The sequence below is a fragment of the Mesorhizobium marinum genome, from assembly GCF_040813675.1.
Classification (GTDB): Bacteria; Pseudomonadota; Alphaproteobacteria; order Rhizobiales; family Rhizobiaceae; genus Mesorhizobium_K; species Mesorhizobium_K marinum.
Map to the genome: position 1 here is coordinate 177,863 of NZ_JBFOCI010000007.1, position 20,462 is coordinate 198,324.

Consider the following 20,462-nt stretch of genomic DNA (forward strand, 5'->3'; position numbering starts at 1 on the left):
TATCCGGCTCTAGCGTTCCAGCCGCGCCAGAAGCGATGACGTATCCCAGCGTCGGCCGCCAATCTGCTGGACTTCCTTGTAGAACTGGTCGACCAGGGCGGTGACGGGAAGCCTCGCGCCGTTGCGGTCTGCCTCCTCCAGGCAGATGCCGAGATCCTTGCGCATCCAGTCGACGGCGAAGCCAAAATCATACTTGCCGGCGATCATCGTCTTGTGGCGGTTTTCCATCTGCCAGGAGCCGGCCGCGCCCTTGGAGATGACTTCGACGACCTTCTCGAGGTCGAGGCCGGCCTTGCGTCCGAAATGCATGCCCTCGGCAAGCCCCTGCACGAGGCCTGCGATGGCAATCTGGTTGATCATCTTGGTAAGCTGCCCGGCGCCGGCCGGGCCCATCAGCCCGACCATCCGGGCGAAGGATTCGATGACCGGCCTGGCCTGCTCGAAGGTCTTCTCGTCGCCGCCTACCATGACGGTGAGGACGCCGTTCTCGGCCCCGGCCTGCCCACCGGAGACGGGCGCGTCGAGCGCGGCGAAGCCGCGGGCGCCGGCCTTTTCCGCCAACTCCCGGGCGACTTCGGCGGAAGCGGTGGTGTTGTCGATGTAGATCGAGCCCTTCTTCATTGCGCTGAAGCAGCCGTCGGGGCCGATCGTCACCGAGCGCAGATCGTCGTCGTTGCCTACGCAGGTGAACACGAAGTCCTTGCCTTCGGCCGCTTCGGCGGGCGTCCTGGCGAAGGCGCCGCCGTGTTCGGCGGCCCATTTCTCGGCCTTGGCGGTGGTCCGGTTGTAGACGGTGACGTCGTGGCCGCCCTTCCGTTTCAGGTGTCCGGCCATGGGATACCCCATGACGCCGAGGCCGAGAAATGCAACCGATGCCATCTTCAAAGTCCTTTCAGTCCGATGATGGGGTGTTCATACAGCGCTGGACGAAGGGTGTCAGCGTTCCAGATGAACCGTGATCCGGCGCTCGATCCAGGCCACGAGATTGCGCAGCGTCTCGACCAGCGCAAAATAGATCAGTGCGGCCCAGATGTAGGCCTGGAAGTCGTAGCTGCGCGAGAAGGCAAGGCGGGTAACGCCCATCAGGTCGGCGACCGTGATCAGGGAGACCACGGCCGAACCCTTGACCATCAGGATGACTTCGTTGCTGTAGGGGCGCAGCGCCACGATCATCGCCTGCGGCAGGATGACCTTCCGTAAGGTCTGCAGCTTGTGCAGGCCGAGCGAGGCCGCACCTTCCCATTGTCCCTTGGGAACGCTGTTGATCGCGCCGCGCAGGATCTCCGCCTGATAGGCCGAGGTGTTCAGGGAGAAGGCAAGGATCGCGCAGTACCAAGCTTCGCGGAAGAACGACCAGAGGCCGATCGCCTCCAGTTGCGGCCGAAACGAGCCGAAGCCGTAGTAGATCAGGAAAGTCTGGGCGAGCAGCGGCGTGCCTCGGAAGAAATAGACGTAGCCGTAGCCGATCGCCGACAGCACCTTGTTCCCGGACATCCGGGCGTAGGCGATGGGCAGGGACAGGATGGCGCCGAGGACCGTCGATATGACGACCAGCATCAGCGTCACCTTCAGGCCCGAGAAATAGGTCGGGATGTATTTTTCGAACCAGACCAGGTTCCAGGCCGCCGCCAGATATCCGACAAGCGCGAGGCCGGCCAGGATCCAAAGTCCCATCAGGCAATAGCCGACGATGCGGGCGCGCGGCCAGCCGCGCGGCGGGCGGGGCGGCGGGGCCATGTCGTCGGTCGTTTGCTGGGCGGCGCTCATCGGGCCGGCTCCTGCGGTCCGACGGCCCGCTCGATCTTGTTGATCCCGAACGAGGAGATGATCGTCAGGCAGAGATACATCAGCGCGGCGAAGCTGTAGAACAGGAACGGTTCGCGCTCGACGCGCGCGGCAATGCCGGACCAGCGCAGGATGTCGTTGAGGCCGATGGCCGAGACCAGCGCCGTTTCCTTGAGCAGGATCAGCCAGAGGTTGGCGAGGCCGGGTAGCGCGATGCGGATCAGCTGCGGAAGCACGACCAGTCGCATGGTCTGGCCCTTGGTCAGCCCGATCGCGTAGCCGCCTTCGTACTGGCCGCGCGGAATGGCGCGGAAGGCGGACAGGAATACCTCGCTGACATAGGCAGAGAACACCACGCCGAGGGCGACCATGCCGGAAATGAAGCTGTTGACGTCGACGGTTGCGCCTGGCTGGACCGTACGGATGACCGCCTGGATGCCGATCTGGGCGCCATAGTATACGAGGAAGAGGGTTACGAGTTCCGGCAGCCCGCGAAAGATCGTCGTGTAGATGTTGCCGGCCATGCGCACGGAGGCCTCGCTCGACTGCTTGGCGAGCGCGACGAAGAATCCGATCAGCAATCCGAGGGGAAGCGTGGCGACCGCGAGCGAGACGGTGACGAAGACACCGTATGCAATCTCGTCGAGCCACCCATCAGAGCCCCAGCTCAGCAGAGTCCCGATGCTCCCCATTAGGCTGGCCGGCTCCGTGGTCGTCGATCACGAGAACGCGGGCGGCCGCACAGCGACCGCCCGCAATTGTGCTTAGTTTTCAGATCCGTAGACGTCGAAGCTGAAGTACTTGTCGTTGATCTCCTTGTACTTCCCGTTCGCACGGATGGCCTTGATCGCGGCGTTCAGCTTGTTGACGAGGTCGGTCTCGCCCTTGCGGACCGCGATGCCCGCGCCCTGGCCGAAGATCTCGTCGGGCTGCGGCGACGGCTGGCCAAGCAGCTTGCAGCACGCGCCGTCCGGCGTCTTCAGCCATTCCTCGAGCACGCTGATGTCGTCTTCGACGGCATCAAGGCGTCCGTTGGACAGATCCAGCAGGAACTCCTGGCTCGTCGGGTAGCCCTTGATGGTGGAGTCCGTGTAGGTCTGCGAGGCGTAGTTGAAGTGGGTCGTCGATGTGGCGACGCCGATCGTCTTGCCGGCGAGGTCGGCCTTGGTGACGCCCGTCAGCGGGGAGTCCTTCGGACCGGCCAGTGCGGACGGCGTGTTGTAGTACTTCTGCGTGAAGTCGACCTTTTCCGCGCGTTCCGGCGTGATCGACATCGACGCGATGATCGCATCGAACTTGCCGGCCTGCAGGGCGGGAATGATGCCATCCCAGTCCTGGGTCACGAACTCGCAGGTCACCTTCATCTCGGCGCAAAGCGCGTTGGCGATGTCGATGTCGAAGCCGACCAACTGGCCGTCCGCGGTCAGGTTGTTGAAGGGCGGATAGGCGCCCTCGGTGCCGATCTTCAGCATTGCGGGAGCCGAACCCTGGGTCGCCGGCTCGGCCGGTGCGGGTGCAGGTTCCGCCGGTGCGGGCGCCGGCTCGGCGGCGGGCGCCGGGGCGGGTTCGGCAGGCGCTGGAGCAGGTTCTGCCGGCGCAGGTGCTGGTTCAGCCGGGGCCGCGGGCTCGGGCGCCGGTTCGGCTGCCTTTTCCTGCGAACATGCGGCGAGCGTCAGCGCCAAGGCTGCGACCGAAGCCGCCAGCGTCAAGCGTTTCATCGTAAACATAGGAGACCCCTCATGATCACTCGCAACCGGCCAAATGCCGGCTGTGTCGGCGGCGGTCCTGCCGCGCGCCGGTAGCCGATAATCCGCCACTTTTTCCCGAAAAATCAATCCCAACGAGGCGGACCCGACAAAGTTATTGTACCGGATCGCCCGGATCGCCCGGATTTGCATGGAGTCCGGTGTATTTTTCGATGAAATCCGCGATCTCGCTGACCGCGTCGATGTCGAAGACCGGTACTTGCTCGCCGGCCGCCGGATGATCAGCGGCGACGGCGACGATGGAGTTGTCGTCGGCGCTGAGAGGCGCCCTGTCTTTCGCAGTCACGCGCCGCGTCTCGATCTTGGCGTGGCCTTCGCGCTTGTAGCCCTCGACAAGCACGAGATCGCACGGCGCCAGCCGCGACAACACCGCTGCCAGCGGCGGCTCCTGCTCGGCGCCGCGTAGTTCGTGCATCAGCGCCCAGCGCCGCGATGAAACGATCGCCACCTCGCTCGCACCCGCCTGCCTGTGGCGGAAGCTGTCGGCGCCCTCCCTGTCGATGTCGAACTCGTGGTGGGCATGCTTCACGGTCGAGATTTTCCAGCCGCGCCGCGTCAATTCGCTGACGAGGCGTTCTGTCAGCGTCGTCTTGCCCGAGTTCTTCCAGCCAGTGATGCCGAAGACGCGCTGGGTCATGCGGCAAGCATCCTGGCGATGGCATCGGCCTCGGCAAGGTCGGCTGCGGTGTTGATGTTGAAGAAGGGGTCCAACGGCTTGCCTCCCACCGTCGTCACAGGAAAATCGACATCCACCGAGGCGCGCCCGTGGATGAACGCGAGGACGCTGAGCCGGTCGCCGTGGTAGATAAAGTGCGCCAGTTCGTCCTCCAGCGAAACCGGCCAAAGCGCGAAGACCGGGTGGCTGCGGCCGCCGGAGGTCGCGAAAGCGATGCGCGGCAAGCCCGCGGCAGCTTCGAGCAGCCTTTCGGCGAGGCTGTCCGGAAAGAACGGGGTGTCGCCCGCGACCGAAAGCAGGTTGCTGCAGCCGATGGATTTCGCCCAACGCAGGCCGGAATGGATGCCTGCAAGTGGCCCGTGGCGACCAGGCGGGCCGCTGTCCGCGAGGATTGGAAGTCCATGGCTGGAGAAGCGACTGGGATCGCCATTGGCGCTGATGGCGAGCACGCCCACCTGCGGTCGCAGACGCTCGACGATGCGGTCGAGGATCGATCGGCCGGCGATTTCCAGCAGGGTCTTGTCTCCGCCTCCGAGGCGCGTCGATAGGCCGCCGGCCAGCACGATCCCGGCGAGGTGAGGCTGCGCGGTCATCGCACCGCGTCCTCAACTTCGGCGATGTGCATGAGATAGAGTGTCGTTGCCACCGCGGCGACCGACGAGGCGAGCATTACCAGTAGCAAAGGCGAGGGACCCGACAGCGGCGTTATCAGCGCTCCCGCCAGCACCGAAACCGCAGCGCCAATGCCGATCTGCAGTGCCCCGCCGAGTCCCGAGGCCGAACCGGCAAGATGAGGCTTCACGCTGACCACGCCCGCATTCGCACTCGGCAGCGTCAGCCCATTGCCGACGCCGGTGAAGAACACTGGCCCGAACAGCGAAAGCGGATGGTGGAAGTCCAAAGCGAAGAGCGCGAGGGCCAGCACCATGCCGGCGACGGCGATGAGGTTGCCTGCGAGCATCATGCGGTTGATGCCGACGATCTGGGAAAACCGGCCCGAAAGGAAGTTGCCGAACATATAGCCGACCGAGACGATGCCGAAGTAGAGGCCGTATTGCGAAGGGCTGAGCGCCAGCATCTCGGTTGCGACATACGGGCCGCCGCCGAGGAAGGCGAAGAACGCGCCGGCGGAAAACGACGCCGTCAGCGCGTAGGCCCAGAAGCGGCCCGAACCGAGCAGCGCGGGATAGGCGCGAAACTGCGCCGCAAAACTGTCGGAGCGGAAAAGATTCGTCTCGCGCAGGTCGACCAGAACGATGGCGAACGCAACCATGCCGAACGCCAGGGTCAGCCAGAAACCGGCCTGCCAGCCAAAAAGCTCGTCGAGCAGGCCCCCGATCATCGGCCCGACCATCGGAACGACGCTCATGCCCATGGTGATGTAGCCGATCTGGCTCGCCGCCGCCGTCGTGTCGACCGTATCGCGCACGACGGCGCGGGAGATGACCATGCCGGCCGACGAGAATGCCTGCAGCAGGCGGCAGAGCAGCAGCACTTCGACCGTCGGCGCATAGACGGCGGCAATCGTGCCGACCAGGAAAACGCCGATGCACGCCAGCATGACGGGCCGGCGGCCGAACCGGTCGGAGGCGGGGCCGATCAGGAGTTGCAGCGCCGCGGTCGCCGCGAGGTAGAAGGAGACGGCAAGCTGCATGACCGCATAGTCGCTCTCGAAATGGCGCGCCATGCCGGGCAGCGACGGCAGGAACACGTTCATCGCGAGCGGGCCGATCGCGGCCGCCATGACGAGCGTCAGCAGGTGCGGAGCCGCCGGTCGGACCGTGGTGGTCATAGGCCGTCCGGCGTCATTCCCGGCCCGACGCTCTCCGAAGCGGCCTTCGAGCGGCCGACGACGCGTTCGCGGTAGAGCATGTAGAGGCCGGATGAGACGACGATAAGCGAGCCGACCGTCATCGGCAGGTCGGGCACGTCGCCGAACACCAGGAAGCCGAGCAGGATTGCGAAGACCAGGCTGGAATAGCGGAACGGCGCGACGAAGGAGACGTCGCCGGATCGCATCGCACGAATGATGAACTGGTATCCGACGAGAAGCAGTCCCGCCGCCAGCGCGATCATCACCAGGTCATGCGCGGCCGGAGGCGACCAGCCGCCCATCGGCTGCACCAGAACGACGCCGCACAGGGTCACGGCAGCCGCCGTCATCGTGGAGACCAGCAAGGTCGGGATGTTTTCCGGTATGCGCTTGGTGGCGAGATCGCGCACCGTGCAGAAGCCGACGCAGACCAGCACCGAAAGCGAATAGACGCTGAATCCCTCGAGGCCTGGCCGGACGATGATGGCGACGCCGACGAATCCGACGGCGATCGACAGCCAGCGCCGCCAGCCGACGGTTTCGCCGTAAAACAGCGCTGCGCCCATTGTCACGGCGAGCGGCAGCGCCTGCAGCACCGCCGAGACATTGGCGATGGGAAGGTGAGCAAGAGCGACCAAAAAGGTGATGGTCGCCATCGCCTCGCAGGCGACGCGCAGGAGAACGAGCGGCTGCAGGGCTTGCCGCATGTCGGCCAGCGCGCCGTGACGCCAGGCGAGCAGCGCGATCAGCAGCGTCGCGAAGGCGCCGCGGATCAGCATCACCTGGCCCATGTTCATTGCGTCCGAGACGTATTTCGTGATCGCGTCGTTGACGGTGAAACCCGCCATGGACACGGTCATGAAGAGCGCGGCGCGCATGTTGGGCGAAAGGGGCAAGGCTGCAATCCGACGTTGCGACCGCCCGGGTGTATCAGCGAAGGGCCAAAGCGCAAACGGAAAGCTTTGGGCCAGGTCTAGCCGCCGGTGACGCTCATGTGGCGAGACACCGCGGGCCGGCTGGTGCGGCGGTCGATGACGAAATCGTGGCCCTTGGGCTTGCGGCCGATCGCCTCGTCGATCGCGGCCGAAAGGGCGTCGTTTGCTTCCGATGCGCGCAGCGGCGCGCGAAGGTCCGCGGCGTCCTCTTGGCCGAGGCACATGTAGAGCGTGCCGGTGCACGTCAGCCGGACGCGGTTGCAGCTTTCGCAGAAATTATGGGTCATCGGCGTGATGAAGCCGAGCCTGCCGCCCGTTTCCTTCACGTCAACATAGCGAGCCGGCCCGCCGGTCCGGAACGGGATGTCGCTCAGGGTGAACTCGCGCTCCAGATCGGCCCGCAGCAGGGACAGTGGGAGGTACTGGTCGGTGCGGTCCTCGTCGATCTCGCCCATCGGCATGGTCTCGATCAGGGTCAGGTCCATGCCGCGAGCGTGCGCCCAACGCAGCATGCCGGGAATTTCGCCGTCGTTGAAACCCTTCAGCGCCACCGCGTTGATCTTGATCTTGAGGCCCGCCGCCTGCGCGGCGTCGATGCCCTGGAGCACCTTGTCGAGATTGCCCCATCGCGTCACCGCATGGAACTTTTCGGCGTCGAGCGTGTCGAGGGAGACGTTGATGCGCTTGACGCCCGCGTCGGCCAGTTCACCCGCAAAGCGCTGCAACTGCGATCCGTTGGTGGTGAGCGTCAGTTCCTCCAGCGCACCGCTTTTGAGGTGCCGCGACAACTGGCGCACGAGATGCATGACGTTCTTGCGCACGAGCGGCTCGCCGCCGGTGAGGCGGAGCTTTTTCACGCCCTTTTCGACAAACACGGTGCAGACGCGGTCCAGTTCCTCGAGCGACAGCAAATCCCGCTTCGGCAGGAACGTCATGTCCTCGGCCATGCAGTAAGTGCAGCGGAAATCGCAGCGGTCGGTGACCGAAACGCGCAGATAGCTGACCGTGCGGCCGAAGGGGTCGATCATGTCCATGTCCGCAATCCAACTCCGTTCTGCGGCTTTGCAAGCGTTATATACAGCCATGTGATGCGCTCTGGCTATCCGGTCAAGGTTTGGCTGTCGCCTTCCTGCCGTCCGGCGGGCTTTCCCCGGTCCGGGAACAGGGGTACAGAACCGGCTGCAATCGAGGATTATCCGGATGAGCGCGCCCAAAGAGCTTCGAGTGTCGAAGGACCGCAGGACGCTGACGGTCGTCTACCACGACCACGAACCGTTCGAGCTGCCAGCCGAACTGCTGCGGGTGACGTCGCCGTCCGCCGAGGTGCAGGGTCACGCGCCGGACCAGCGCGTCACCGTGCCCGGCAAGCGCAATGTCTCGATTGCGCGAATGGAGCCCGTGGGCAACTATGCCGTGCGCATCGTCTTCGACGATCTCCACGATACCGGCATCTTCACCTGGTCGTACCTGCACCGGCTCGGGCACGACAAGGAACAGGTCTGGAGCGACTATCTCGCTTCGCTCGAAAGCAAGGCGCTGTCGCGGGACTGACCCGTCAAGTCGCCGTCATGCTGGCAGGGCAGGGTGCGAGGCAAGATCAATGCGAGACGCGGACATGACTGAAATCGAGAGGCTGAGCGGGGCTGCCATCCAGACAGTCGAAGAACTCGAGGCGCTGTACGGCCTGCCTGGCGAGACCTCGCTGGTGAAGGAGCTCGACCATGTCATCCCCGAATATGCGGCCTTCATCGAGGCAGCTCCCTTTGTCGCGCTTGCCACCAGCGGCCCCGAGGGCCTCGACTGCTCGCCGCGCGGCGACCTGCCGGGCTTCGTGCGCCTGCACGACCCGCGCACGCTGCTGATGCCCGACCGGCGCGGGAACAATCGCGCCGATTCCCTGAAGAACATCGTTCGCGACCCACGCGTGGCGCTGCTCTTTCTGGTCCCGGGATCCGGCACGACGCTGCGGGTGAACGGACGCGCGTTCATCAGCGTCGACCGCGATCTCTGCGCCTCATTCACGGTGGAGGGGAAGCCGGCGCGATCGGTGACCGTGATCTCGGTCGAGGCCGTCTATTTCCAGTGCGCGCGGGCGATCCGCCGTTCCGACCTGTGGAATCAGGACAAGCACGTCGATCCGTCGACCTTGCCGACGCCCGGTCGCATCCTGGAAATCACCAGCAGGAAGTCGATCGACGGCGAGGCCTACGACCGCGAATGGCCGGAGCGCGCCAAGGCGTCCATGTGGTAGGCTCGCCCGGTTCCGCAGGCTCGCCTCAAATTGATGTGATGTCTCTGCTGTAACAAGTCCGGCCATCTGACCGTACTTTGCCAACATGCACCGGAAACGCCTCATGTCGCCCTGGACCGACCGCTCGGGAAAATTCTCGCCGCTCAAGGCTGCGGTGCTGGCCGCAGCCTGCCTGCCCGCGCTGATGCTGGCGTGGTCGGCCTTCAGCGGGACGCTGGCTGCGTCCGCTCCGGTCGGCCCGCTCGGACCGCGGCCGATCACCGAGGCGATCCACGAGACCGGCGAATGGGCGATCCGCTTCCTGTGGCTGTCGCTGGCCGTGACGCCGCTTCGGCGCATCGCCGACTGGCCGAAGCTGATCCTCGTGCGCCGCATGCTGGGAGTGACGGCGCTCGCCTATGCGCTGGCGCATTTCGCGCTGTATGCGGTCGACCTTAAGCTGGATGTCGCGCGCATCGCATCGGAGATCGCCTTGCGCTTCTACCTGACCATTGGCTTTGTTGCGCTGGTGGCGCTGATCGCGCTCGGGTCGACCTCCACCGACGCGGCGATCAAGCGTCTTGGCCGCAACTGGGTACGGCTGCACAAGATCGTCTACGCGATCGGCCTGCTGGCGGCGCTGCACTTCTTCATCCAGTCGAAAGCCGACGTCTACCAGCCCACGCTGATGGCGGGGCTGTTCCTGCTCATGATGCTCTACAGGCTGGCGCACTGGCGCGGCTTCGCGATCAACTCGCCGCTCGTGCTTGCTGCGATTGCCGTGCTCGCCGCACTTTGCACAGTTGCGGTGGAATATGCCTGGTACGCCCTCGCTACCGGCGTTCCGCCGGGCCGTGTACTCGCCGCCAACCTGCAGTTTTCCTATTCCATCCGCCCGGCCTGGTGGGTGCTGGCAGTCGGCGCCGGCATGGCGGTCGTCGCCGGGGTGCGACGTTCGGGGGGGCGTCGCGAACCGTCGCGCGGTGCACGGGCGTCGAGGGTGCCGGCACAATGATGCCGGTAGGCTGACGTCTAGTCGGTCTTCAGCGCTTCCGCGATCCGCCTCATCTGGTCGCCCAGCATGTCGCATTCGGCCGGTGTGGACTGGCCCATCACCTGCTCGATCAGGGCCGTATGCACCTTCAGCGCCTTCATCAGCAGCTTTTCGCCTGCAGATGTCAGCTTCAGGCGCATGATGCGCTTGTCGTTGAGGTCGGCCTCGCGCTTCAGGAGATCCCGCTTCTCCATCTGCGGCAGCAGCATGGTGATGTTCGAGCGGCCGACCAGAAGCTTGCGCGCAAGCTCGTGCTGCGACATGCCCGGGTGCCGGAAGAGGTTCATCAGCACGTCGAGTTGCGCAGGCTTCAGATCCAGCGGGACAAGCGCCGCCGCCACGGCCCGCTCGACGGCATGGCAGGCGCGCGCCACCGCGACCCAGTTGCGGAAGCGGGGGTTGTCCCAGGGGAGTTCTTGTTTTTTGTTCATCCTTGAACTATTATGTTCACGCTTGAACTATTTGTCGGATAGCTATCATGTCATCAATCGGCGTCAAGGTCATCCGCAGCCTGTTTGGCGCGGCCGAGCGGATCGCGCCCGGACTGGGCGGGCGCGCGGCGTTCGAGCTGTTCTGCCGGACACCCAATCCGCGCCGGCTGACCGATGGCGAGAAGAAGGCCGTGGCGCGCGCGTCCAACTTCATGGACGAAGCGCGGCACCACCGGCTTGACGTCGCCGGCCGCTGCGTCGTCGTCCACGAATTCCGGCCGAGGGAAGGGCGGCCGCGCGCCGGAACCGTGCTCGTCCTGCACGGCTGGCGCTCGCGCACCGAATACATGAAGTCGCTGATCGAGACCTACCGGGACGCCGGTTTCCGCGTGATGGCGCTCGACCTGCCGGGACATGGCGGTTCCCAGGGGCGGCGCCTGACCATGGTCAGCGCCGTTCGGGCGGCGCATGCGGCTGGCCAGTGGTTCGGTCCCTTCGCCGCCGTGATCGGCCATTCCTTCGGCGGCGCCGTCGCGGTAAACGCGGTCGTCGGTTCGGTTGCCGGCATCCCGCCGCTCGCCGCGTCGAGACTGGTGCTGATCGCCGCGCCGGATTCGCTGCCGGAAGTCTTCGAACGGTTCGGGCACTACCTGAAGCTTGGTCCCAGGACGCGATCGGCCGCGGCCGAGCAGGTCCGCCGCATCGCCGGCCGCCCGCTCGACGATTTCGTCGGATCGCGCTTCCTGGCCCATACGCCGGTACCGACCCTGGTGGTGCACGCACCCGACGACCGCGAGGTTTCGCCGGAAAATGCCGAGATGTACGCGTCGGCCGGCGGCCATGTCCGTCTGCACTGGGCGCCGGGTCTCGGCCATCGGCGCATCCTTGCCGATCCGGCCATTGCAGCGGAGGCCCTGGACTTCGTTGCGCGACAGGGCGTGACCCTGCACTAGGTCGCCGCCGTATCCGCCCTGTTGGTTGAAAGGCGTCGGCCGGAAAGCCGAGCCGCTACCCGGACTCAGCCGTGCGGGGGCTTGGCGTCGGCAGACGGTGCCAGCGGCTCGGAGGGGTGCATGACCAACGTCACGTCGGCCGGTGCGGCGAGCGACCAGCGCACATGCCCGGGCCGATGCTCGAGCACGGCCGACCCGCTCAGCGATTGCGGCGTGACGCGCTGCAGGACGACGCTGCCGAATCCCTTCTTCGGGTCACCCTCTTCATCGCGTCCGGCGATCGACGCGGAGGTTTCGTCCCAGACCATCTGGAATTCGCGGTGGCCCTTTGGGGAGCCGACGAGCTTCCACTCGATGGTGATCCGGCCGTCGCCGGTCGACAGCGCGCCGTACTTGGACGAGTTGGTGCCGAGTTCGTGGATCGCCATGCCGAGATGCTGGACGGCGTTGGCCTGCAGCGTCAGCAGCGGGCCGGAAAGCGAAATCTGCTCGTCGTGGCCGAACGGCTTCAGATGTTCCTGCAACAGGTCGAGCAGGCTGGTTCCCGACCATTCCGACGAGACCAGAAGATCATGCGAGCGCGACAGCGCCATGATGCGGTCGCGCACCTGTTCCTCGAACTCCAGCGGGTCCTTGGCGCGCCGGCTGGTTTCGCGGATCACCGACAGGATCACGGCGAACTGGTTCTTCACCCGGTGATTGACTTCGCGCATCAGGAGCTTGATGCGGCGCTCGCTCTCCTTCGCGGCGGAGATGTCGCGGGCGATCTTGGATGCCCCGATGATCGTGCCGTCGGCATCCTTGATCGGCGAGATCGTCAGCGAGACCGAAATGAAGGTTCCGTCCTTGCGCCGACGCGTCGTTTCATAGCTCGCCACGCGTTCGCCGCGGCGGATTCGCTCGATGATGTCGACTTCCTCGCCGTGCAGGCCATCGGGGATCAGCATCAGCACGGAGTGCCCGATCGCCTCTTCGGCGGTGTAGCCGAACAGTCGTTCTGCCGCGCCGTTCCAGTCGGTGATGATGCTGTTGAGGTCCTTGCCGATGATCGCGTCGAACGACGAATCGACGATTGCGGCCAGACGTGCGGCGGCGAGCGGGTCCAGCGTATTCGGTTCGACCTTGGTCACGGGCGATAGCTAGCAGCGGCCTTCGGCCGGCACAATCGGTTTGGCGTCGACGCCGGGAACGAAATTCATGCTGCAGATTTGCGGCGAGCCGCCGGTTTCTTCGCCTTGTCGGCCTTGATGCCTTCCTTTTCGAGGCTCTTGCGCAGCACTTCGGCGAGATTGACGACGTTCTCCTTGGGCGCCGCCGCCGGCTTCGGCAGTTTCTTGCCGGCCTTCTTGGCCCCGATCATCTCGACCAGCGCGTTCTCGTACCGGTCCTCGAAGGTCGACGGATCGAACTTCCCGATCTTCTTGTCGATCAGCATCGTCGCGATCTCGACCATCTCGGGATCGGTCTTCGGAACCTTGATGCCGTCGAAGATCGATTTTTCGGAAACGACGTCCTTCGCGTTGCGCAGCGTCGTCATCATGAGTCCGTCGCCATGCGGGCGGATGACGACCTCGCGGCCGCGCTGGTAGAGCACGATGTTTGCGCAGGCGGCCGCCTTCTTCCTCGAAAGCGCCTCGCGGATGACCGCAAGCGGCTCTTCCGACATGGCGTCGGCCGGCACGACGTAATAGGGCTTGTCCAGATAGCGCTGGTCGACCGCGGCGAGATCGACGGTCTCGTCGACCTCCAGCATATGCTCGGAGGTCGGCTTCAGCTTCTTGATGTCGTCCGGCTCGATCATCAGGTACTCGCCGCTGTCGAGCTGGTAGCCCTTGACCTGGTCTTCAGGGCCGACCACGTCGCCGGTGACCTCGTCGACATAGGCCGCCTTCACGGGCTGGCCGCTCTTCCGGTTGAGGATGCGGAAGTGGATCTTCTCGGAATCGCTGGCCGCGTTGATGAGCTTGATGCCGCAGGTAACCGCGCCGAATTTCAGAAAACCCTTCCAGACCGCACGCAACGCCATGGGGAAACTCCATACGCAAGGTACAAGGCGCGTTGGCTGCGCCATATCGACTGAACTCACCGATGGGCCATCGGTTCCACGGCCCGGCCATGGAGTGTCCGCCCTGGCTCCAGCAACGTCAAGGCCGCCGCCACGGGCTCCCGACAGCCGGCTGACATGGCGCCAGCGGACCGGCCTTTCAGCGGCTCCCGTCGCGGCCATCAATTCTGGGTCTCCAGCTTGTTCCGCAAAGACTTTCGAAGGCGCTAACATCTGCTACCATGGCAATGCTCGGGTGGAGGGACGGCTCGTGAACAAGATCGCTCTGACTGTACTTCTGGCGCTCGCGCCCCTGCAGGCGTCCGCCGCCGTGCGGTACATGGTTCAGGGCATGACCTGCGCGGAAGTGCAGGGGGCGGTGAAGCGCGACGGCGTCGCGATCCTCTACCGCAAGGGTTCCGGGTCCGGCGTGCCGCTCTATGACCGCTACGTCGCCGACAAGTCGTTCTGTCAGGCCGGCCAGGACACGATCGCGGAGGCCGTGCCGACGGCGGATACGCAGAACTGCCGGGTCTACAAGTGCCTTGATGGATCGCGCTTCGGTGGCGGCGGCGACAATCGATAGGCTTGTTTCGCCCACAAATTAGGCAGAACGGATTTCTGCATAAAATGTCGCCAGATATTTGTGCGGTGCGCAAAATTCCCGCACGCATTGCCCGGCGAGGCTGGAAGAATCCGCCACGCCGACATTCATACCGTCTCGCAATAGGCTGATTTTACGACAGAAACAGTCGCCTCGTCGAAGCGCATTTCCAACTGGCACGCCCGTTGCTTCGTTTTTTGCGGTGCAACGCCCAGTGGGAGATTTCCGTATGAGGGGTAGCTTTTCGACGATAACCCAATGCCTGTCCGCCGGCCTGATCGCCGCGGGCATCGGCATCACCGCGCCGGCAATGGCGCAGGAAGACACGATCAAGGTCGGCGTCCTGCATTCGCTTTCGGGGACGATGGCGATTTCGGAGACGACGCTCAAGGACACGATGCTGTTCCTGATCGACGAGCAGAACAAGAAGGGCGGCCTGCTCGGCAAGAAGCTGGAAGCGGTCGTCGTCGACCCCGCCTCCGACTGGCCGCTGTTCGCCGAAAAGGCCCGCGAACTGATCGCCGTAAACAAGGTGGCGGCGGTATTCGGTTGCTGGACCTCGGTGTCCCGCAAGTCCGTTCTTCCCGTCTTCGAGGAACTGAACGGGCTGCTGTTCTACCCCGTGCAGTATGAGGGCGAGGAGAGCCAGCGCAACGTCTTCTACACCGGCGCGGCGCCGAACCAGCAGGCCATTCCGGCCGTCGACTACCTGATGAACGAGGAAGGTGTAGAGCGCTGGGTCCTGGCCGGCACCGACTACGTCTATCCGCAGACCACCAACAAGATCCTTCAGGCCTACCTCGAGTCCAAGGGCGTGGCCAAGGACGACATCATGGTCAACTACACGCCGTTCGGTCATTCCGACTGGCAGACGATCGTGACCGACATCAAGAACTTTGGCTCGGCCGGCAAGAAGACCGCCGTCGTGTCGACCATCAACGGCGACGCCAACGTTCCCTTCTACAAGGAACTCGGCAACCAGGGCATCAAGGCCGAGGACATTCCGGTCGTAGCCTTTTCCGTCGGCGAAGAGGAACTGGCCGGCCTCGACACCGCCCCGCTGGTCGGCCACCTGACGGCCTGGAATTACTTCCAGTCGGTCGACGTGCCCGAGAACGCGGCCTTCATCGACGCATGGCGCGCCTTCATCAAGGACGACAAGCGCGTGACCAACGATCCCATGGAAGCGCACGTGATCGGCTTCAACATGTGGGTCAAGGCCGTCGAAAAGGCCGGCACCACCGACCCGGACGCGGTCATCGACGCGATCGTCGGCGTGTCCGTGCCTAACCTGTCGGGCGGCTATTCGACGATGATGCCGAACCACCACATCACCAAGCCGGTGCTGATCGGCGAAATCCAGGCCGACGGCCAGATGGAGACCGTTTGGCAGACCTCGGGCCTCGTCGTCGGCGACGAGTGGTCCGACTACCTGCCGGACTCCAAGGACCTGATCGCCGACTGGCGCGCTCCGATGTCGTGCGGCAACTTCAATGTTGCGACCGGAAAGTGCGGCGGCAAGGGCACCACGAACTGATGCGGGCGAGCTAACCTCCCGCATGTCGCTCCGGACGATACACCCTCCGTTTCGTCCGGAGCACTTCCTGATAACAAGGCCCGCCCGTCCAGTGACGATTCTTCTTCGACGGATTTTGATCACGCTCTTGCTGTCGCTTGCCCTGGTGGCGCAGGCTTCAGCGGACGATGCGTCGCTTCGCGCTATCGTCGCCAAGTTCGCGACCGCCAAGAACTTCCAGGCGACCGAGGCGATCGTGCGCGAACTGGCGGGGACAGGTGATCCCTCGGTTGAACGGCCGTTGGCAGCGCTGGCGGAAGGCGATCTCTACTTCCGCAAGTCCGACAACGCCGTCTTCATCGGCAAGGAGGCCGGCCAGTCGGTCAGGCTGTCGGATCCGCTGACCGGCGAGAGCGCCGGCGAGGAGCCGAAAGGCGCGCTGACCAAGGTCCGCGTGAACAACAGCCTGCGCCGCACCGTGCGCGACGTGACCGGCACGCTGACGCTGGGCTCCGAGGACCCGGCGGTCAGGCTGGCCGCCGCAGAGACGATGTTCGGCAATCCCGACCCCGAAGCGGTAGACGGGCTCGCCGCCGCCATCGCGAAGGAAACGGTTGCATCGGTGAAGGCGAAGCTCGAACAGGCACGCGCCGCGGCTGTATTGCGGTCCGACCTGCCCGAGGCCGACAAGCTCGCGGCGATCGAGCGCATCGCGGCGCGTGGCGACAGGGCCGCGCTGTCGCTTCTCATCGGCTACGAGAATGCCGCGCCCGAAGGGGCGGTGAAGGACGCGACGACGGCCGCCATCGCGGACGTCAATTCGAGGCTCGCCGTCTGGGCCGCGGCCCAGAATGTCTGGTACGGGCTTTCGCTCGGTTCGGTTCTGCTTCTCGCCGCGATCGGCCTTGCCATCACCTTCGGCGTCATGGGCGTCATCAACATGGCTCATGGCGAAATGGTTATGATCGGCGCCTACACCACCTTCGTCGTCCAGGATCTGATACGCGGCTCCTTCCCGGGCCTGTTCGACTGGTCCCTTGCGATCGCGCTGCCGCTTGCCTTCCTCGTCGCAGGCGCGGTCGGGCTGGCGATCGAACGCGGCATCATCCGCTTCCTTTATGGCCGACCGCTGGAGACGCTGCTCGCCACCTGGGGTGTGTCGCTGATCCTGCAGCAGGCCGTGCGCACGATCTTCGGCCCGACGAACCGCGAAGTCGGCAATCCCTCATGGATGTCGGGCGCGTTCAATCTCGGCGAGATGTCCATTACCTGGAACCGGCTGTGGATCATGGCCTTTGCGCTCGCCGTGTTCTTCCTGCTGCTGTTCGTCATGAAGCGTACGGCGTGGGGGCTGCAGATGCGCGCCGTGACGGCAAACCGGCGCATGGCCGCTTCGATGGGCATTCGGACGCCCTGGGTCGATGCGCTGACCTTCGCGCTGGGGTCCGGGATTGCCGGCATCGCGGGCGTGGCGCTCAGCCAGATCGACAACGTCTCGCCCAATCTCGGCCAGGGCTACATCATCGACAGCTTCATGGTCGTGGTGTTCGGCGGCGTCGGCAATCTCTGGGGCACGCTTGTCGGCGCCTTCTCGCTCGGCGTCCTCAACAAGTTCCTGGAACCCTACGCCGGCGCGGTGCTCGGCAAGATTCTCGTGCTCGTCCTGATCATCCTGTTCATCCAGAAGCGCCCGCGCGGCCTGTTCGCGCTGAAGGGCAGGGCGGTGGAAGCATGATCGCCCGACGCCTCTTCGGCTCGGACCGCCGTATCCTGGTCATCATCGCGATCCTCGTTGCCGTCGCGCTGCTTGTGCCCGTGCTGAACCTCGCCGTCCCGCAGACCAGCGCGTTCCACGTACCGCCCTACATGGTCGCGCTGATCGGCAAATACCTCTGCTACGCGCTGCTGGCGCTCTCTCTCGACCTGGTCTGGGGCTATTGCGGCATCCTCTCGCTCGGCCACGGCGCCTTCTTCGCGCTCGGCGGCTATGCGATGGGCATGTACCTGATGCGCCAGATCGGCGACCGCGGCGTCTATGGCAACCCTGTGCTGCCCGACTTCATGGTGTTCCTGAACTGGAAGGAACTGCCGTGGTTCTGGCACGGCTTCGACAGTTTCTGGTTCGCCGCCCTGATGGTCATGGCCGTCCCTGGATTGCTGGCTTTCGTGTTCGGCTGGTTCGCCTTCCGCAGCCGCGTCACCGGCGTCTATCTCTCGATCATTTCCCAGGCGATGACCTACGCGCTGCTGCTCGCCTTCTTCCGCAACGACATGGGTTTTGGCGGCAACAACGGGCTGACCGATTTCAAGGATATTCTCGGCTTCAACGTGCAGGCCGATGCAACCCGCTCGGCGCTCTTTTCCGCCAGCGCGCTGGCGCTGGCACTCGGCGTGTTCGTCACCTGGCTCATCGTCACGTCGAAATACGGCAAGCTGCTGATCGCCGTGCGCGACGCCGAGAGCCGCACACGGTTCCTCGGATGGCGGGCGGAGAACGTGAAGCTGTTCGCCTTCACCGTGTCGGCAGTGATGGCCGGCATCGCCGGCGCGCTCTACGTACCGCAGGTCGGCATCATCAATCCCGGCGAATTCGAGCCTGGCAACTCGATCGAGGTCGTCGTGTGGACGGCCGTTGGCGGTCGCGGCACGATCGTCGGACCGATCATCGGCGCGCTGCTGGTCAACGCCGGCAAGAGCTGGTTCACGGGCGCAATTCCCGAACTGTGGCTGTTTGCGCTCGGTGGCCTGTTCGTGGCGGTCACACTGTTCCTTCCAAAGGGCATCCTCGGTCTCTGGGACCAATGGCGCGCGGGCGGGGCCGAACGCGCCGTGTCCGTCGCCAAGGAGGAGGGGCGCGAGCCCGACGAAACGCCGCCCACGATCGTGCGCGCGCAGTCCGACGAGTGGGCGAAACCGGCTCGCGGCCCCGAGCCGCAGCCGGCGGAATAGGGGCGCGCAATGTCGAAATCCGGAACAATCCTCTATCTCGACGGCGTCTCGGTCGCCTTCGACGGCTTCCGCGCCATCAACAATTTGTCGCTGGTGCTCGACAGGGGCGAGATGCGGGCAATCATCGGTCCGAACGGGGCCGGCAAGACGACGATGATGGACATCGTGACCGGCAAGACACGGCCGGACGACGGCGAGGTGTTTTTCGACGGCGAGGTCGATCTCACCAAGCACGACGAGGCCGAGATCGCCATGATGGGCATTGGCCGAAAATTCCAGAAGCCGACCGTCTTCGAGAGCCATACGGTCGAGGACAACCTGCTCCTGTCGTTGAAGGGGCCACGCTCGATCGTGCCGGCGCTGTTCTATCGCCGGTCGACGGCAGACAGCCGGCGCATCGACGAAATCCTCGGGATCATCCGGCTCGGCGACAAGCGCGACGAACTCGCGGCCAACCTGTCGCACGGCCAGAAGCAGTGGCTGGAGATCGGCATGCTTCTGGCGCAGGACCCGAAGCTGCTGCTGGTCGACGAACCGGTGGCCGGCATGACCGACGCCGAGACGGAGGAGACGGCGCGCCTGCTGAAGGACATCGCCCGAGAGCACTCCGTCGTCGTGGTCGAACACGACATGCACTTCGTTCGCGAACTCGGGGTCAAGGTGACATGCCTGCACGAAGGCTCGGTGCTGTCGGAGGGCTCGCTCGATTTCGTCTCGGCCGACGAACGCGTCGTCGAAGTCTATCTGGGGCGCTGACGATGATCTGGCGCATCGATCTCGACAGGTTCATGGGCTTCGACAGGACGAGCGCGCCGACCCATCGGTCGGCATCCCACCCCAGGCGCGACGCGGGGGAGGCTGGTGGTCGCCTAGCCCGCCGCCTCATCAATTTCACGAACCCCCTCTGGCGCGTCGGAAGGCGCGCCACCCCCGCTTCGGCGGGGGCGCGGGGGGACCAGGACGCCGTCATGCGCGCCGTTGCGGGAGGCGGACATGCTTGAGGTCAGGGACGCAACGCTTCACTACGGCGCGGCACAGGCGCTGCGCGGCGTGTCGCTGACCGCGCAAGCGGCCAAGATCACCTGCGTACTTGGCCGCAACGGCGTCGGAAAGACCAGCTTGATGAGATCGATCGTCGGCCACCACCGGCTGACATCGGGAACGGTTGCCTTCGAGGGGAAGGCGCTCGACCGGAGCGCGGCGTACGATCGCGCCCGGTCGGGCATCGCCTTCGTGCCGCAGGGGCGGGAAATCTTCCCGCTGCTGACCGTCCGCGAGAACCTCGAATCCGGCTACGCGCCGCTGAGGCGCAGTGACCGCACGGTGCCCGAGCATGTGTACGAGCTGTTTCCGGTGCTGAAGCAGATGCTGTCGCGCCGCGGCGGCGACCTCTCCGGGGGGCAGCAGCAGCAGCTCGCCATCGGACGGGCGCTCGTGATGCGGCCCAAGATGCTGGTGCTCGACGAGCCGACCGAAGGCATCCAGCCCTCGATCATCAAGGACATCGGACGCGCCATCCGTTATCTGCGCGACACCGCGGGCATTGCGATCCTGCTGGTCGAGCAGTATCTCGACTTCTGCCGCGAACTCGCCGACGAGGTGAACATCATGGACCGCGGACTGATCGTGCATACCGGCCCGGCCGAAGACCTCGACCTCCCGGACGTGAAACGCCACCTGACCGTCTAGGCGCGCCGGTCCCGAAC

At 65.1% G+C, this 20,462-nt stretch carries 21 protein-coding genes and 1 pseudogene; 10 read left to right on the forward strand and 12 right to left on the reverse strand.

What is annotated here, in order from left to right; translation table 11 throughout:
• Nucleotides 1-9 precede the first annotated feature (9 nt).
• The 9 genes and pseudogenes from ABUE31_RS20100 to moaA form a co-directional block, all read right to left on the reverse strand.
• The gene (locus ABUE31_RS20100) at nt 10-879 is read right to left on the reverse strand and encodes an NAD(P)-dependent oxidoreductase (protein WP_367725519.1); all 870 of its coding nucleotides are present in this window, start codon (nt 877-879) and stop codon (nt 10-12) included.
• A 57-nt stretch (nt 880-936) separates the two neighbouring features.
• The gene (locus tag ABUE31_RS20105; RefSeq protein ID WP_367725520.1) at nt 937-1,767 is read right to left on the reverse strand and encodes an ABC transporter permease; all 831 of its coding nucleotides are present in this window, start codon (nt 1,765-1,767) and stop codon (nt 937-939) included.
• A complete protein-coding gene (locus tag ABUE31_RS20110; protein WP_367725521.1) occupies nt 1,764-2,477 on the reverse strand; it encodes an ABC transporter permease in 714 nt (237 codons plus the stop codon). Before ABUE31_RS20110 ends, ABUE31_RS20105 begins: the two co-directional genes overlap by 4 nt.
• A 72-nt stretch (nt 2,478-2,549) precedes the next feature.
• Nucleotides 2,550-3,257 (reverse strand): annotated as a pseudogene (locus ABUE31_RS20115) (ABC transporter substrate-binding protein); the annotation flags it as partial.
• Between the two features lie 388 nt (nt 3,258-3,645).
• Nucleotides 3,646-4,188 (reverse strand): molybdopterin-guanine dinucleotide biosynthesis protein B, encoded by a 543-nt coding sequence (mobB, locus tag ABUE31_RS20120; RefSeq protein WP_367725523.1) that lies wholly within the window; start codon nt 4,186-4,188, stop codon nt 3,646-3,648.
• Nucleotides 4,185-4,820, reverse strand: a complete 636-nt coding sequence (gene mobA, locus ABUE31_RS20125; RefSeq protein WP_367725524.1) for a molybdenum cofactor guanylyltransferase MobA — start codon at nt 4,818-4,820, stop codon at nt 4,185-4,187. Before mobA ends, mobB begins: the two co-directional genes overlap by 4 nt.
• Complete coding sequence (locus ABUE31_RS20130; protein ID WP_367725525.1) at nt 4,817-6,019, reverse strand: multidrug effflux MFS transporter; 1,203 nt, start codon at nt 6,017-6,019, stop codon at nt 4,817-4,819. Before ABUE31_RS20130 ends, mobA begins: the two co-directional genes overlap by 4 nt.
• Nucleotides 6,016-6,936 carry a DMT family transporter gene (locus tag ABUE31_RS20135; protein WP_367725526.1) on the reverse strand — a complete coding sequence of 307 codons (921 nt, stop codon included), beginning with the start codon at nt 6,934-6,936 and terminating at the stop codon, nt 6,016-6,018. The genes ABUE31_RS20130 and ABUE31_RS20135 overlap by 4 nt, the downstream gene beginning before the upstream one ends.
• Before the next feature lie 77 nt (nt 6,937-7,013).
• Nucleotides 7,014-8,009 (reverse strand): GTP 3',8-cyclase MoaA, encoded by a 996-nt coding sequence (gene moaA / locus ABUE31_RS20140; RefSeq protein WP_367725527.1) that lies wholly within the window; start codon nt 8,007-8,009, stop codon nt 7,014-7,016.
• A gap of 166 nt (nt 8,010-8,175) precedes the next feature.
• Here moaA and ABUE31_RS20145 point away from each other — a divergent pair, with 166 nt between their 5' ends.
• The 3 genes from ABUE31_RS20145 (at nt 8,176) to msrQ (ending at nt 10,220) form a co-directional block, all read left to right on the forward strand.
• The gene (locus ABUE31_RS20145; protein WP_367725528.1) at nt 8,176-8,526 is read left to right on the forward strand and encodes a gamma-butyrobetaine hydroxylase family protein; all 351 of its coding nucleotides are present in this window, start codon (nt 8,176-8,178) and stop codon (nt 8,524-8,526) included.
• Between the two features lie 64 nt (nt 8,527-8,590).
• Complete coding sequence (locus ABUE31_RS20150) at nt 8,591-9,226, forward strand: pyridoxamine 5'-phosphate oxidase family protein (protein WP_367725529.1); 636 nt, start codon at nt 8,591-8,593, stop codon at nt 9,224-9,226.
• Nucleotides 9,227-9,329: 103 nt separating this feature from the next.
• Complete coding sequence (gene msrQ / locus ABUE31_RS20155; RefSeq protein ID WP_367725530.1) at nt 9,330-10,220, forward strand: protein-methionine-sulfoxide reductase heme-binding subunit MsrQ; 891 nt, start codon at nt 9,330-9,332, stop codon at nt 10,218-10,220.
• Nucleotides 10,221-10,237: 17 nt separating this feature from the next.
• Here the strand turns inward: msrQ and ABUE31_RS20160 are convergent, their stop codons facing one another.
• Complete coding sequence (locus ABUE31_RS20160) at nt 10,238-10,690, reverse strand: MarR family winged helix-turn-helix transcriptional regulator (protein WP_367725531.1); 453 nt, start codon at nt 10,688-10,690, stop codon at nt 10,238-10,240.
• 47 nt (nt 10,691-10,737) lie between these two features.
• Here ABUE31_RS20160 and ABUE31_RS20165 point away from each other — a divergent pair, with 47 nt between their 5' ends.
• Nucleotides 10,738-11,643, forward strand: a complete 906-nt coding sequence (locus tag ABUE31_RS20165) for an alpha/beta fold hydrolase (protein ID WP_367725532.1) — start codon at nt 10,738-10,740, stop codon at nt 11,641-11,643.
• Nucleotides 11,644-11,708: 65 nt separating this feature from the next.
• Here the strand turns inward: ABUE31_RS20165 and ABUE31_RS20170 are convergent, their stop codons facing one another.
• Entirely contained in the window at nt 11,709-12,773 is a 1,065-nt protein-coding gene (locus ABUE31_RS20170) for a PAS domain S-box protein (RefSeq protein WP_367725533.1), read from the reverse strand.
• 65 nt (nt 12,774-12,838) lie between these two features.
• The gene (ku, locus tag ABUE31_RS20175) at nt 12,839-13,669 is read right to left on the reverse strand and encodes a non-homologous end joining protein Ku (RefSeq protein WP_367725534.1); all 831 of its coding nucleotides are present in this window, start codon (nt 13,667-13,669) and stop codon (nt 12,839-12,841) included.
• A gap of 289 nt (nt 13,670-13,958) precedes the next feature.
• Between ku and ABUE31_RS20180 the strand changes: the two genes are divergently transcribed.
• The 6 genes from ABUE31_RS20180 (at nt 13,959) to urtE (ending at nt 20,445) form a co-directional block, all read left to right on the forward strand.
• The gene (locus tag ABUE31_RS20180) at nt 13,959-14,273 is read left to right on the forward strand and encodes a hypothetical protein (protein ID WP_367725535.1); all 315 of its coding nucleotides are present in this window, start codon (nt 13,959-13,961) and stop codon (nt 14,271-14,273) included.
• A 247-nt stretch (nt 14,274-14,520) separates the two neighbouring features.
• A complete protein-coding gene (urtA, locus tag ABUE31_RS20185) occupies nt 14,521-15,828 on the forward strand; it encodes an urea ABC transporter substrate-binding protein (RefSeq protein WP_437344160.1) in 1,308 nt (435 codons plus the stop codon).
• A 91-nt stretch (nt 15,829-15,919) separates the two neighbouring features.
• Nucleotides 15,920-17,542: an urea ABC transporter permease subunit UrtB gene (urtB, locus tag ABUE31_RS20190; RefSeq protein WP_367725536.1), complete on the forward strand. Its 1,623-nt coding sequence runs from the start codon at nt 15,920-15,922 to the stop codon at nt 17,540-17,542.
• Nucleotides 17,539-18,756, forward strand: a complete 1,218-nt coding sequence (urtC, locus tag ABUE31_RS20195; protein ID WP_367725537.1) for an urea ABC transporter permease subunit UrtC — start codon at nt 17,539-17,541, stop codon at nt 18,754-18,756. Before urtB ends, urtC begins: the two co-directional genes overlap by 4 nt.
• Nucleotides 18,757-18,765: 9 nt before the next feature.
• Nucleotides 18,766-19,512 carry an urea ABC transporter ATP-binding protein UrtD gene (gene urtD / locus ABUE31_RS20200; RefSeq protein ID WP_367725538.1) on the forward strand — a complete coding sequence of 249 codons (747 nt, stop codon included), beginning with the start codon at nt 18,766-18,768 and terminating at the stop codon, nt 19,510-19,512.
• Nucleotides 19,513-19,749: 237 nt separating this feature from the next.
• Complete coding sequence (urtE, locus tag ABUE31_RS20205; protein ID WP_367725539.1) at nt 19,750-20,445, forward strand: urea ABC transporter ATP-binding subunit UrtE; 696 nt, start codon at nt 19,750-19,752, stop codon at nt 20,443-20,445.
• Nucleotides 20,446-20,462: the final 17 nt, after the last annotated feature.

Coding starts and splice junctions, on each gene's coding strand:
- ABUE31_RS20160 (WP_367725531.1), bottom strand. CDS start 10,690: ATGAACAAAAAACAAGAACTCCCCTGGGACAACCCCCGCTTCCGCAAC.
- ABUE31_RS20105 (WP_367725520.1), bottom strand. CDS start 1,767: ATGAGCGCCGCCCAGCAAACGACCGACGACATGGCCCCGCCGCCCCGC.
- ABUE31_RS20165 (WP_367725532.1), top strand. CDS start 10,738: ATGTCATCAATCGGCGTCAAGGTCATCCGCAGCCTGTTTGGCGCGGCC.
- moaA (WP_367725527.1), bottom strand. CDS start 8,009: ATGGACATGATCGACCCCTTCGGCCGCACGGTCAGCTATCTGCGCGTT.
- ABUE31_RS20150 (WP_367725529.1), top strand. CDS start 8,591: ATGACTGAAATCGAGAGGCTGAGCGGGGCTGCCATCCAGACAGTCGAA.
- urtC (WP_367725537.1), top strand. CDS start 17,539: ATGATCGCCCGACGCCTCTTCGGCTCGGACCGCCGTATCCTGGTCATC.
- ABUE31_RS20130 (WP_367725525.1), bottom strand. CDS start 6,019: ATGACCACCACGGTCCGACCGGCGGCTCCGCACCTGCTGACGCTCGTC.
- urtE (WP_367725539.1), top strand. CDS start 19,750: ATGCTTGAGGTCAGGGACGCAACGCTTCACTACGGCGCGGCACAGGCG.
- ABUE31_RS20145 (WP_367725528.1), top strand. CDS start 8,176: ATGAGCGCGCCCAAAGAGCTTCGAGTGTCGAAGGACCGCAGGACGCTG.
- urtD (WP_367725538.1), top strand. CDS start 18,766: ATGTCGAAATCCGGAACAATCCTCTATCTCGACGGCGTCTCGGTCGCC.
- ABUE31_RS20100 (WP_367725519.1), bottom strand. CDS start 879: ATGGCATCGGTTGCATTTCTCGGCCTCGGCGTCATGGGGTATCCCATG.
- mobA (WP_367725524.1), bottom strand. CDS start 4,820: ATGACCGCGCAGCCTCACCTCGCCGGGATCGTGCTGGCCGGCGGCCTA.
- msrQ (WP_367725530.1), top strand. CDS start 9,330: ATGTCGCCCTGGACCGACCGCTCGGGAAAATTCTCGCCGCTCAAGGCT.
- mobB (WP_367725523.1), bottom strand. CDS start 4,188: ATGACCCAGCGCGTCTTCGGCATCACTGGCTGGAAGAACTCGGGCAAG.
- ku (WP_367725534.1), bottom strand. CDS start 13,669: ATGGCGTTGCGTGCGGTCTGGAAGGGTTTTCTGAAATTCGGCGCGGTT.
- ABUE31_RS20110 (WP_367725521.1), bottom strand. CDS start 2,477: ATGGGGAGCATCGGGACTCTGCTGAGCTGGGGCTCTGATGGGTGGCTC.
- urtA (WP_437344160.1), top strand. CDS start 14,521: ATGAGGGGTAGCTTTTCGACGATAACCCAATGCCTGTCCGCCGGCCTG.